This window comes from Aurantibacter sp. (genome assembly GCF_039941195.1).
Classification (GTDB): domain Bacteria; phylum Bacteroidota; class Bacteroidia; order Flavobacteriales; family Flavobacteriaceae; genus Aurantibacter_A.
In genome coordinates, this window is the sequence record NZ_JBDVFA010000021.1 from 23586 (window position 1) to 36688 (window position 13103).

Sequence of the window (13103 nt, forward strand, 5' to 3'; positions counted from 1 at the left end):
TATTTAAGCAGTGAAAGACCTTATTGACAAACTAATACAAGAAAAATTAGCTCGAGAAGCAGAGGCTAAAACGCGCAGACACTTTATTAAAAATTGTGCCCAAGGTATTGGTGGTCTTGCATTAAGCTCAATTTTTGCAGGATGCGACCCGTTAACCACTGCACCGAAAAAAACACAAGCTGCTTTTTCTGAACGCGATTTAAACCCCCTAGCTACTTTAGCACCACCATACAGCTCAAAAGTAAAGTCGGTTATATACTTGCATATGGCCGGAGCACCTTCGCAATTAGAAATGTTCGACTATAAACCCGAACTTCAGAAATTTGATGGTCAAGATTGCCCACAATCACTATTAGAAGGTAAAAAGTTTGCTTTCATAAAAGGGACACCTAAACTTATGGGTCCCCAAGCAAAATTTAAACAAGAAGGCGAGTCTGGTAATTGGGTTTCTGATTATATGCCTCATTTTAAAAAAGTAGTCGACGAAGTTGCTTTTCTAAAAGCCGTACATACTGACCAGTTTAATCATGGGCCTGCACAATTATTTATGCATACTGGTAGTGCTCGACTTGGAAGACCAAGTATTGGATCTTGGGCTACCTACGGACTCGGTTCAGCAAATCAAAATTTGCCTGGTTTCGTGGTTTTAACTTCTGGTGGTAATACTCCAGATGCCGGAAAAAGTGTTTGGGGAAGTGGGTTTTTACCCTCCGTTTATCAAGGTGTGCAATGCCGTTCTAAAGGAGACCCCGTACTTTATATCAAAGACCCAGATGGTGTAACACGCGATTTAAAAAAGAGCACAATCGATGCCATCAATAAAATAAATAAACAGGAGTATCTTAAATATGCTGACCCTGAAATTTTAGCTCGAATCAATCAATATGAAATGGCCTATCGCATGCAAATTGCAGTGCCAGAGGTAATGAACATCAACAACGAACCCGAAAATATTAAACAAATGTTTGGTGTTGAACCTGGCAAAGAATCTTTTGCTAACAACTGTTTATTAGCACGAAAACTAGTTGAAGATGGAGTGCGATTTGTTCAACTTTTCGATTGGGGGTGGGATACCCATGGCAATGTAAGATCCGGTTCTATTGACATGGGGCTACGAAATAAATGTCGAGAAATTGACCGGCCGATTACTGCACTTTTACTTGACTTAAAGCAAAGAGGTTTACTTGATGAAACTTTAGTAGTTTGGGGCGGTGAATTCGGCAGAACACCAATGCAAGAAAACCGAGGTAACAAAAAAATGGCTTATAAAGGGCGAGATCATCATGGTGATGCTTTTACCATGTGGATGGCCGGTGGCGGAATTAAAAAAGGAGCATGTCATGGAAAAACAGATGATATTGGATTCTCAGGTATTGAAGGAAAAGTATCTGTACATGATGTGCATGCTACTATTTTGCAACAATTAGGATTTGATCACGAAGAATTTACATATGAATTTCAAGGCAGAAATTTTAGATTAACAGATGTAGAAGGAGAAGTAATTAAAGAAATTTTAGCCTAGTTAATGGACGTTTTAAAACAACTTTTAGGCAGATTACATCCGCTATTAGTGCACTTACCAATCGGATTTTTAATCTTTGGATTACTATTACAATTCCTAGACCGCAAGAAAAAAACATACACACAACTTATTCCCGTTGCTTATTTTTGGGGTGGATTAAGTGCAATAGCTGCGTGCATAACAGGTTACCTTCAATATTTAGGTGAAGGGTATGGATTTGACACTATTAAATGGCATTTATGGTCGGGTATCGCTACCGCATTATTTTCTTTTTTGATGTATTTTAAATTGAGTGGCGTGAAAAACTTTTCATTTTTAACCAAAGTGCCAATTATTATGCTCTCCACTATTTTCTTTATCCTAATTTCCTTTACGGGACATCAAGGTGGTAACATTACTCATGGAGAAGATTATCTTGTTGAACCATTACCAAATTCAGTGAAATCAGCTCTAGGAATTGAAACGTTTGAAGCAAAAGAAATAAATCTCACTGAAGAAAACTGGGAGGCTGCTCAAATCTATGAAGATGTAATTCACCCTATACTAAATAACAAATGTGTAAGTTGTCATAATCCTAAAAAAGCTAAAGGTGACTTACTACTGCATACCCCTGATGCTATTTTAAAAGGCGGTGAAAATGGTGAAATTATTAACCCTAAAAATGCTTCAGATAGCGATTTATTTGTCCGGATGAAACTCCCTATGGATGACGACAACCATATGCCACCAGAAGGTAAAACCCAACCTACAAAAGAAGATATTAAACTTGTTGGCGCATGGATTGATACAGGTAATCCTTTTGAAGGGTCGATAAAAAATTCTGGATTGAATAAAGAATTATTCTCGTCATTTTTTTCCAAAAAAGACAACCTTGATTATCCTGATATTGAAATCACTGCTGCTTCTCAAGACAGTATTATAACGATTGAAAAAACCGGAATTCACGTCGATTTGATTAGCAAATCTTCTAATTTCTTAAGTGTATCGTGCATTAACAAACCTGATTTTACCGATGCTGATTTTGAAATACTGCTGGCTATTAAATCCAATATTGCAAGATTAGATATAGGGAATACAAAAGTATCAGACAACATATTTAAAAAGATAGCACTACTTCCGAATTTAACAATATTAAAATTGGACAACACTTCTATTAGTGGAAAAAATATAAAGGAGATAGCTAACTTAAAAAATTTAAAAACTATAAATCTTACCGCTACAAACTTTGAACGTGAACATATCTCTAAATTTTCTGACTTTCCAAGTTTGCAAAATATTTATCTATATAAATCGAATATAAAAACACAAGAAATAAAAACATTAAATAAAGGTCAAATAAGTATTGATTACGGTGGTTATGAACTTCCTACCTTACCAACCGACTCTATTGTGTACTAATATGATACAATTTTGTCTACTTGAAATTTATACTTTCTAAAACCAAAGAAAAAACATAGTTTAGAGCATCATTATATTATTTTATGGAATTCAGCAAAAAAGCAGGCCTTTTTATAGGCCCTATTCTTTTTCTCATTATTCTCAATTTACCTTTCGATTTAATATCTGAAAAAGGTGACGCGGTTATCGGAGTTGCCACCTGGATGGTTATTTGGTGGATAACCGAGGCAGTCTCTATATCGGTAACAGCCCTATTACCGCTTTTATTATTCCCAATTCTAAAAATTATGGATATTGGAGAGGTGGGTGCTAACTACGGCAGTCCTATAATTTTTCTTTTCTTTGGTGGTTTTGTGTTAGCACTGGCATTAGAAAAAGTTAACCTTCATAAACGAATTGCTTTAAATATTATCAAGTTAACTGGCACCACACCCAACAAAGTAGTACTTGGATTTATGATTGCCACAGCATTTTTGAGTATGTGGATTAGCAATACTGCCACAACCGTAGTTATGCTACCAATTGCTATGTCGGTGATTAGCTTATTGGTAAATGATGCTGATGGCTTTACTATGAGTGATAAAAATTTTGCTCTATGTGTAATGCTGGGCATTGCTTTTTCTGCAAACGCAGGTGGAATTGCAACCGTAATTGGCACCCCTCCAAATTCAGTAATGATTGGCCTTTTAGAGAACGAATACAATATTGAAATATCCTTTTTAAAATGGATGGTTATTGGAGTGCCTTTTGCTACGGTTATGATTTGGATAAGCTACTTAGTTCTCGTAAAATTAATGTTCCCAAACAAACAACTAAAATTTAGCGCCTCTAAAGATATTATTAATGAGGAATTACATAAACTGGGACCTATGAGCGGAAAAGAAAAAATGGTGCTTGCTATTTTTGGTGTCACAGTTTTTTTCTGGATTTTCAGAACAGTTATTAATGATATTTTCCCGAGCTTAAAATTAAACGACAGTATAATTAGTATTGCCGCGGCTATAACTATGTTCTCATTCCCTTATAATCTAAAAAAAGCAGATTTTATTATTCATTGGAAAGACACCCAAAAATTAGCCTGGGGCATTCTTATTCTTTTCGGGGGTGGTCTAGCACTAGCCAAAGGAATGTCGGTAAGTGGAATTGTTGATTTGGTATCTAGCGCTATTGCAACAAGTAATATTAGTGTATTATTTACAGCTATTCTATTAATAACGCTTATGCTGTTTATGACTGAATTAATGAGTAATGTAGCACTTACTGCAGTATTAGCACCAGTTGTAGCAGGTATTGCTATTGGGTTAGAAATACCAATACTATATCTATTAATTCCAGTAACTATGGCTAGTAGTTGTGCTTTTATGTTACCTATGGCAACGCCACCGAATGCAATCGTTTTTGCCAGTGGTTATATAAAAGTAAATGAAATGGCCCGTGTGGGTGTCGTCTTAAATTTTATTGCAATCGGATTACTGATTTTGATGTTTCAATTTGTAATACCTTTTTTCTTCTAACGGTAGTAGTTTAATTTTTTTCCATAAAAAAAGCCCCAACTATTAGTTGAGGCCGTATAGAATTTAAATTTGTTTTTTATTTGAAGGCATTAAAGCCTTTTGGTAAATATTTATTGGTATTGATATCTAAAACGATTTCATCATTTAAATCAATATAGTTAATTCCCTCTATCCCTTTAGGATTTGCATAGGCATCGAAATCTTCCGGTAAGTTATTCTTAACCTCTAAGTTTTCTATATCAGTATCCTCTACATACTCAACCCAATTAAGGTTATAGTAGTATGCATATGGGTCAAAGTTTTCTGGAAGATAATCAGCTGTATCAAAACCTAATACAATTACTTCCTCATCTTCTATATATTGAACTGAATCAATGTCAAAATCTTCAATTTCTTTTTCGATATTATTCGCGAAAGCACCTTGGATTAACAATCCAATAAATGCAAAACTTAATAGTATATTTCTTTTATTCATAACACTTTAGGTTAATTTCTACTTCAGTATAACAATGCTTATGTCGTAATATTGCACATACCTTAAAGCCCATTCACCCGCTGAAATACCCAAATTATCAAATTCATAAATTTTACTACAAAACCCTGACTATTTGATATTTTGACATTTATTATCTTAAGGAGGTAATACTTTTATGCATCTATTTTTATCACAAAAAATAATGTCATTCATCGAGTTATTTTATTGGTTTTAAATGACTTATGCTGTTCGTCGATAATTGTGCATTTAATCGGATATATTTTTTCAGCAATAAGACAATGGCATTGATACACTTAAAAATGTAAAATCACCAATATTTTAGAAATAGAGTTATGTATATTAAAATAATAAGTTCTTCACCTTTGATATGAAATTGAATAGGGTTCACCTTTCAGATGAACCCTATTCAAAACCTTAATCAACATTTGCTAATTAATTCCAACCACCACCTAAAGCACGATACACACCTACCCTAGCAATTAGTTGATTCTTTTTAGTCTCTACCAATTCTATTTTTGCCTCAAGAGCATCTCGTTGCGTTAATAAAACTTCCATATAATCTGCCCGAGCAGACTGAAAAAGCTTGTTTGAAATTTCTATAGACGCATTAAGTGCATCTACTTGTTCAATTTTTAAATCATAATTCAATTTAAGATTTTGAACATTTGACAGTTCATTAGCTACCTCTATATACGCATTCAGTATTGTCTTTTCATATTCATAAACGACTTGTAACTGCCTATCATTCGCACTATTATATTCAGCTTTAATAGCATTTCTATTTATTAGAGGACCTGCCACATCACCCGCTAAACTATACAACAAAGATTCTGGAGTTTCAGTCAAAAATTTTGGCTTAAAAGCTTCTAAACCTACACCAGCATTAATTCCAAATGAAGGATAGAAATTTGCTCTGGCCACTTTAACGTCTAATTTAGCTGCTGCTAACTCATACTCAACCTGCTTTATATCTGGTCTGTACTGTAATAGCTGAGCAGGAATACCCGTGAATACTGTATCTACTTCCTTCTCAATAAAAGCAATAGCATTACGATTTATTGATACCGGTTGTCTACCTATTAAAAAATTAATCTTGTTTTCGGTTTCTACAATCTCTTGCTTTATTTCATAACGCTCACTCCTATTCTTATAAACCTCAGCTTCAAACCTTTTTACGGCCAATTCGGTCGTACGAGCTGCCTGTTTTTGAAGTTTTACAATTCTCAAAGCATTTTTTTGGATGTCAAGATTTTCTTCTATAATAGCCAACTGATTATCAAGCGCAATTAGTTCGTAATAGGCATCTGCAATTTCTGACACCAAATTAGTTACCATAAAATTTTTGCCCTCCTGCGTAGCGAGATATTCCATTACTGCAACTTTCTTAGAATTTCGAAGTTTTTTCCAAACATCAAGTTCCCAGGAAGCAAATAAGCCCGCTGAATAATTAGTTAAAGGATCAGGAAATGCTTCTTCATCCAAATCTAACCCCTCTTCAACCGCTCCATTTCGAGTATACTCCCCTACCTTTTCAACTTCGGCTCCAGCGTTAAAATTCACAGAGGGCAAATACTCTCCCTTTCGTACTCGAATTTCATTTTTCACCATTGCTATCTGTTGCAGAATAATATTCAACTCTTGGTTTTTAACCAAAGCGATATCGATTAAATCTTTCAGTTCTGGATCAGAAAAGAAATCTTTCCATTTAACCGTTGCACTTGTGAGCGTATCTGCTATTTGATTACTATAGCTTTCGGGCATTATTACTTCAGCATCTCTAACTTCCCTTGTAGGAACACAAGAATGCATAATAACCACCAGAAGACTACATACGATGTAATTTTTATTATTTCTCAACATTTTAATCTTTTTTGTTTTTCTTGCTTCTTGACATTAATTTTTGAAGACGCTCTCTAAGCACACCCACCTCTTTTTTCATCGCATTTTGTTCTGCGTAGGAACGAACGATTTCTTCAGAGACTGGCTCCGCAGTTTCATTTTTAATTAAGCCACGACCATCTGCTAACTTGGCAAATAGATAATAAAGACCAGGTATAGCTACAACACCTAAAATTGTACCTAAAAACATGCCACCCATTGCTGAGCCCCCAATAGTTCTATTACTAATTGCACCTGCACCAGATGCGAGAACTAAGGGAATTAAACCAGCTATAAAAGCAAATGAAGTCATTAAAATGGGCCTAAAACGCATTCGAGAACCCTCAATAGCCGCGTCTTTAATACTAGCGCCTTCTCGTCTTTTTTGTACTGCAAACTCGACAATTAGTACTGCATTTTTACCTAATAAACCGACAAGCATTATTACCCCTATCTGAGCATAAACATCATTTGAAAGTCCCATTAACTTTAGCAGTAAAAATGAACCGAACACCCCTGCCGGTAATGAAAGTATAACTGCTAATGGGAGTAAAAAACTTTCATACTGGGCAGCCAATACCAGATACACAAAAATTAATACTATAATAAAAATGTAAATAGATTCATTACCTCTTCTAGATTCATCATAAGAAAGACCTTCCCATGCTATATCATATCCTCGAGGTAAGTTTTCAGCTGCTACTTCCTGAATAGCTTTAATAGCATCTCCACTAGTAAATCCTGGCGCGGGAAGCCCTCTTATTGCTGCAGAATTGTACAAATTATACCTTGTAATCTCATTAGGACCTAATGATTTTTCCATTGTCATAAAGGCTGAATATGGTACCATTTCGCCTTCTTCATTTTTAACAAACAATTTTGCTAAATCTGAAGGCATACCTCTATATTCGGGTGCCGCCTGGGTATATACTTTAAAAAATCTACCAAAACGAATGAAACCTTGTTCGTAGGTACTACCAATTAAAATATTTAAATTCTCCATGGCCTTACCTATGGTTACCCCTTTTTGCATAGCAGCCTTATTGTTTATCTTCAACTTGTATTGTGGATAATTAGCAGCAAAAAATGTAAACAAACCTGATAATTCTTCACGCTCATTTAAAGCTGCCATGAAATCATTATTAATGCGTTCAAACTCTTGATAATCTGTCCCATTTGTTTTATCAAGCATACGCATTGCAAAACCACCCGAAGAACCGAAACCTGGCACAGCTGGCGGTTCAAAATATTCAATGATTGCCCCAAGATCTTTGGTCTCTTCTTCTAATTCTTCCATTATCTCATGAACCGAATTATTCCTTTCAGCCCAAGGTTTTAGATTAATTAAACAAGTACCAGCATTAGACCCTCTACCTTCAGTCATTATTTCATACCCAGCCAATGAAGAAACTGATTCAATACCTTCGGTCTCCTCACATATTTTCAATAGTTTTTTTGCTACTTCATTTGTTCGTTCGAGTGTAGCACCAGGTGGAGTTTGAATTATTGCATAGATCATTCCTTGATCTTCATTTGGAATAAAACCAGCTGGTAAAACCTGATTGGTTAAGAAAATACCAGCACAAAATGCGATTAACATACCGAAAGTAATTATTCTTCGGGTTACTATTTTATCGAGTATTTTAATATACCGTCCCGTGATTTTTTCGAAACCATTGTTAAACCAATCTATAAATCGATTGATAGGTGTCTTTCTTCTTTCCTTACCATGATTGTTTTTTAACAACATTGCGCAAAGCACCGGTGTTAATGTTAATGCTACAATTGCAGAAATCACAATAGACCCTGCCATGGTAATACTAAATTGCCTATAGAAAACACCTACAGGACCCGTCATGAACGAAATAGGAATAAACACCGAAACCATAACTAATGTAATGGCAATAATTGCACCCCCAATTTCCTTTAAAACCTCAGCCGAGGCATTATAGGGTGTGAGATTTTCTTCTTCCATTTTAACATGAACGGCCTCTACCACCACAATCGCATTATCAACCACAATACCAATAGCAAGCACTAATGCGAATAGTGTAATCAAGTTTATGGATAGTCCAAACAGTTGCATTACAAAAAAGGCACCTATAAGCGATACAGGTACTGCTATTATCGGTATTAGTGTTGAACGCCAATCTCCCAAAAAGAGAAAAACTACTATCGCCACTAGTATAAATGCATCTCTAAGAGTATGCACAACCTGCTCTATAGAGGCATCTAAAAAAGTAGACACGTCGTAACTAATCTTATAATCAATTCCTGGAGGTAAATCCGCTTCTAGCTCATCTAACTTAGCCTTTACCAAATCGATAACATCACTACCATTACTGCCAAATGTTTGTTTTAAAACTATTGAAGCAGACGGATTACCATCGAGATTGGAATATATGTCAAAAAACTCGCTACCGAGTTCCACATCGGCTAAATCTCCTAGGGTTAATATCTCACCTTCTTCATTAGCTTTTATAATTATGTCTTTATATTGTTGCGGCTCATTATATCTATCTTGGTATACCAACACATATTCAAGAGATTGTGCTTGTTTACCAGAACTTCGCCCTAATCGGCCTGGTCTAGCCAAAATACTTTGATCCTCCATAGCCTCAAGAATTTCTTCGGCTGAGACATTGTATGCGCGCATACGATCTGGTTTTAACCAAACGCGCATGGCATATTTTCTACTTCCTAGAATTTGAGCACTAGCAATACCATCTATTCGCTGTATTTCTGGTATAATTTTAGTGTATGCATAATTGTAAAGAAATTTCTCATCATTACCCTTATCCTCGCTAAATAAGTTCACATACATTAACATACTCGGCTGAACGGGTGTTATTACCACCCCTTCGCGCTGTACTAACTCAGGCAGCAGTGGCATCACTTGATCCACCCTAGTTTTTACACGCACAACAGCTTGGTTTGGATCGGTACCTGGTTCAAAAATAATACGTAATGTGCCCTCACCCGCACTTGTTGCATCAGAGGCAATATACCGCATACCCTGTACTCCATTTATTGAAGTCTCAAGGGGAATTAGTGTTGATTTCACTAACACGTCTGAACTAGCACCAGGATAAGCAATAAAAATATTTACCGTAGTTGGCGCTATTTGAGGAAATTGTGATATCGGCAACTGTTTTATAGCCAACAATCCGACGAAAATAAGAACCACAGAAATAACTATAGCCAATACTGGCCTTTTAATGAATTTTTTAAACATCTTGTTGAAGTTTGAAGATTTGAATTACTCTGCGTAAAGCGCTAAATGTGTCAAAACCGATTGTGGTTTTTCAAACTTATAATCAATATGCTCACCACTCTTGACCATTCTTATACCTTCCAACAATATTTTGTCCTTCTCTGCAAGACCTTTTTCTACCGCAAAAAGATGTGGTAACTCGGCGCTTATTGTAATTTCTTTCTGATGTACATTATTTTCGTCATCAACTACAAAAACAAACTTTTTATCTAATACTTCGAAAGTGGCTTTTTGTGGAATAAGTAATGCATTTTCTAAAGGAACCGTAAGTATTACACTCCCTGTCTCGCCATGACGTAAAATACGATCCGGATTTGGAAATGTAGCTCTAAAAGCAATATTACCAGTCTCGTTATTAAACTCTCCTTCGATGGTCTCTACAATGCCAATCTGATTAAACAGCTTATTATTTGCCATTAATAGCTTTACCGACTCCTTACTGTCTTTAGCGGTACTCATAATATAATCTAAATACTCAGATTCTGGGACATTAAAGTACACCCACATTTTACTATTATCTGATAAACTAGTTAGCATTTCACCCTCATCTAAGAGACTTCCTTCTCTAACATGCAGATGATTCATTAAACCATCGAAAGGCGCTGATATATTGGTAAATCCAAGGTGCGTTTTAGCCATTGTAACTTCAGCTTGTGCTTTTGCATATTCCGCCTTAGACATGGCCAATTCATTGGGTGAAACAACATCACTATCTGCTAATAGCTTTGTGTTTTTATATTCAATTTCTGCTACATTAGCCTCGGCCTCTGCTTTAGATAACTCTGCCTCATACACGTTAGGCATAATTTGAAACATGGGCTGACCTTTTTTTACCAGTTGACCTTCATCAACAAATATTTTTTTCAAATACCCCTTTTCTAAGGCACGAACTTCTATATGCCGAATTGAATGAATTTGACAGACATAATCTTTGGTAATAACTGTATCTAATTTAATGGGGCTAGAAACTAAATGCTTTATTGATTTATGTTCCTCTTTTTTATGGTGATTGCAACTAACAAATAAGAAGTTTGCAACCAAGAATAATATTATTGGCTTCATTTAGAATGTAATTTAAATGTATTGGATAATTAAAATTGAGCACAAAAAAGAATTAATTTCAATCTTATTGTACTCTTAAGTTTAAATGTAAGTGTCCATAGAAATATAGAACCCTATCTCAATAAAATCACAATCTAAAAACCTGGAATTGAAGATATAGTTGATTTGATACTTTGTTTATTGGAGTATCAAATTGTTTTTCTGAAGTATATAAATCTAAAAGTGAATAACATAAAAATGATGAAAAATATGCATGAGACATAGCTCTATGAGCATCATTCTCTACCGCAGTCTCTTCTTCTTCCTTATCAAACTCAGCCATTTCAGCTAAAAGTTCTAGCCCATGGGTATTAAGCACTTTTGCTTCCGCTTTTAAGTATACCGATGATAAATCTATTTTTGAAGATATTATCCCTGTATCTGAAGATGAAGCATAAACAGCACCATAACTATTAGTGGTCTGCAAACCTATTACTAACAAAAAGAATGTTAGCAGTTTATAAAAATTATGCAATTTCAACATATAGAGCGCTAATTTATAGCGGATACTTTAACTAGCACAAATAAACGTGATATTTTTTTGTTAATGACATTTTTCATAAATAATATTTAAAATAATAATAACTTTGCAAAAAGCATTTCATTGAATCGATTCATTGCCATTCTACTTCTTATATGTTTCCATGTCCAGCCGGCTATGGTAATATCGGTATGGGTAGATTATGGCGCGAATAATGACTATATAAAAGAAGTACTTTGTATTAACAAATACAAGCCGAAACTAGAATGTAATGGTAAATGCTATTTGGCTACAATGCTAAAGAAGGAATCGCAAAAAAAAGAATCTAAAGAAAAAGCTATTTTTAGCGAAGCAAATATTACACCAGTATTTTTTGTTTCTTACCCTGAAGTAGTTTTTAATAGCATCGATGATTCAACAACATTAGAAAATTTCATCTATACGAATCACTACGAGTTACTTCATTTATCGAAAAACGATAGACCCCCTATCTCCTCTTAGTTCCTTTTACATTACAGCATTTCGCTGAATGTCTTCCAAATACTATTTAAATTTTAAAACAATCACTATTGGTGAATGGAGGTTTTACAATACGCTCCATCATCAATACACAATATACTTATAAATGAAAATCACAAATATTTTCGCATCACTATTACTTTGCGCCACCATATTATCATGCTCAAATGATGATGATTCCGATGGATTATTAGACGGACAAACTGGCGATGTAGTAATAAAGTTTGACAATGGAGTTGGTGACCAAGATTTCATCTTTGATGTTTCTTATGACAAATCATCAGACGAAACATATAAAGTTACTTCACTAAAATATTTAGTTAGTAATATTGAATTAACAGAGGCCGACGGTACAACTTTTATGTATCCAGTTGATGAGAATGCCTTTATAGTTGATGAAGCTGATGCTAATAATGCCGGTGAAATATGGATTACTTTAACTGATGTACCTGCTGCAGATTACACTAAAATATCATTTGGCGTGGGTATTGACCAAGAACGATACGCAAAAGGTGCAGACGGACAAGGAGATTTAATGGCTGTGGCACAAGAAAAAGAAATGTTATGGTCTTGGGCAACTGGTTTCCGCTTTATTCGTTTGGACGGTGTTTACTCTGATGGCGCAGTAACTGACGAAGCATTAAACATTCACATGGGTAGTGTAGGTACGAGTTTAGATAACTACCGCGAGGTAAACCTAGATATGCCTAACACTATTCTAATAAGAGAAACATCCACACCTGAAGTTCACGTTAAAGCTGATATTGCTCAAGTTTTTGATGGCTCAACTTCTGTTGTATTATCTGAAGGGTTTAGCCAAGTGCATACTGATGAAGCTACAACTCCAGTAATTGCCAATAACATCCAAGGAATGTTCATGGTACATCATGTACACAACGAATAGTTTATAAATAATATGC

At 35.1% G+C, this 13103-nt stretch carries 10 protein-coding genes; 5 read left to right on the forward strand and 5 right to left on the reverse strand.

Going from position 1 to position 13103, the window contains the following annotated elements; genetic code table 11:
* Positions 1 to 10: 10 nt before the first annotated feature.
* The 3 genes from ABJF52_RS03850 (at position 11) to ABJF52_RS03860 (ending at position 4434) form a co-directional block, all read left to right on the forward strand.
* Positions 11 to 1522 (forward strand): DUF1501 domain-containing protein, encoded by a 1512-nt coding sequence (locus ABJF52_RS03850; RefSeq protein WP_348146540.1) that lies wholly within the window; start codon positions 11 to 13, stop codon positions 1520 to 1522.
* Positions 1523 to 1525: 3 nt separating this feature from the next.
* Positions 1526 to 2920, forward strand: a complete 1395-nt coding sequence (locus ABJF52_RS03855; protein ID WP_348146543.1) for a c-type cytochrome domain-containing protein — start codon at positions 1526 to 1528, stop codon at positions 2918 to 2920.
* An 83-nt stretch (positions 2921 to 3003) separates the two neighbouring features.
* Positions 3004 to 4434, forward strand: a complete 1431-nt coding sequence (locus ABJF52_RS03860; RefSeq protein WP_348146546.1) for a DASS family sodium-coupled anion symporter — start codon at positions 3004 to 3006, stop codon at positions 4432 to 4434.
* Between the two features lie 76 nt (positions 4435 to 4510).
* On the opposite strand, the gene ABJF52_RS03865 is transcribed toward ABJF52_RS03860, so the two are convergent.
* The 5 genes from ABJF52_RS03865 to ABJF52_RS03885 all read right to left on the reverse strand — a co-directional run bounded on the left by ABJF52_RS03865 (position 4511) and on the right by ABJF52_RS03885 (position 11667).
* Entirely contained in the window at positions 4511 to 4909 is a 399-nt protein-coding gene (locus tag ABJF52_RS03865) for a hypothetical protein (RefSeq protein ID WP_348146548.1), read from the reverse strand.
* A gap of 453 nt (positions 4910 to 5362) precedes the next feature.
* Positions 5363 to 6790 (reverse strand): TolC family protein, encoded by a 1428-nt coding sequence (locus ABJF52_RS03870; protein ID WP_348146551.1) that lies wholly within the window; start codon positions 6788 to 6790, stop codon positions 5363 to 5365.
* 1 nt (position 6791) lies between these two features.
* On the reverse strand, positions 6792 to 10043 hold the full coding sequence (locus ABJF52_RS03875) for an efflux RND transporter permease subunit (protein ID WP_348146553.1): 3252 nt from the start codon (positions 10041 to 10043) through the stop codon (positions 6792 to 6794).
* A 24-nt stretch (positions 10044 to 10067) separates the two neighbouring features.
* Positions 10068 to 11144 carry an efflux RND transporter periplasmic adaptor subunit gene (locus tag ABJF52_RS03880; RefSeq protein WP_348146556.1) on the reverse strand — a complete coding sequence of 359 codons (1077 nt, stop codon included), beginning with the start codon at positions 11142 to 11144 and terminating at the stop codon, positions 10068 to 10070.
* Positions 11145 to 11271: 127 nt separating this feature from the next.
* Positions 11272 to 11667 (reverse strand): hypothetical protein, encoded by a 396-nt coding sequence (locus ABJF52_RS03885; protein WP_348146559.1) that lies wholly within the window; start codon positions 11665 to 11667, stop codon positions 11272 to 11274.
* Between the two features lie 120 nt (positions 11668 to 11787).
* Between ABJF52_RS03885 and ABJF52_RS03890 the strand changes: the two genes are divergently transcribed.
* Together ABJF52_RS03890 and ABJF52_RS03895 are read left to right on the forward strand one after the other, a co-directional pair.
* Positions 11788 to 12165, forward strand: a complete 378-nt coding sequence (locus ABJF52_RS03890) for a hypothetical protein (protein ID WP_348146561.1) — start codon at positions 11788 to 11790, stop codon at positions 12163 to 12165.
* A 124-nt stretch (positions 12166 to 12289) separates the two neighbouring features.
* The gene (locus ABJF52_RS03895; RefSeq protein ID WP_348146564.1) at positions 12290 to 13087 is read left to right on the forward strand and encodes an MbnP family protein; all 798 of its coding nucleotides are present in this window, start codon (positions 12290 to 12292) and stop codon (positions 13085 to 13087) included.
* Positions 13088 to 13103 lie beyond the last annotated feature (16 nt).

Excerpts from the sequence above, each read along its gene's own strand:
- ABJF52_RS03865 (WP_348146548.1), bottom strand. The coding sequence starts at position 4,909 with ATGAATAAAAGAAATATACTATTAAGTTTTGCATTTATTGGATTGTTA.
- ABJF52_RS03860 (WP_348146546.1), top strand. The coding sequence starts at position 3,004 with ATGGAATTCAGCAAAAAAGCAGGCCTTTTTATAGGCCCTATTCTTTTT.
- ABJF52_RS03880 (WP_348146556.1), bottom strand. The coding sequence starts at position 11,144 with ATGAAGCCAATAATATTATTCTTGGTTGCAAACTTCTTATTTGTTAGT.
- ABJF52_RS03855 (WP_348146543.1), top strand. The coding sequence starts at position 1,526 with ATGGACGTTTTAAAACAACTTTTAGGCAGATTACATCCGCTATTAGTG.
- ABJF52_RS03895 (WP_348146564.1), top strand. The coding sequence starts at position 12,290 with ATGAAAATCACAAATATTTTCGCATCACTATTACTTTGCGCCACCATA.
- ABJF52_RS03885 (WP_348146559.1), bottom strand. The coding sequence starts at position 11,667 with ATGTTGAAATTGCATAATTTTTATAAACTGCTAACATTCTTTTTGTTA.
- ABJF52_RS03870 (WP_348146551.1), bottom strand. The coding sequence starts at position 6,790 with ATGTTGAGAAATAATAAAAATTACATCGTATGTAGTCTTCTGGTGGTT.
- ABJF52_RS03875 (WP_348146553.1), bottom strand. The coding sequence starts at position 10,043 with ATGTTTAAAAAATTCATTAAAAGGCCAGTATTGGCTATAGTTATTTCT.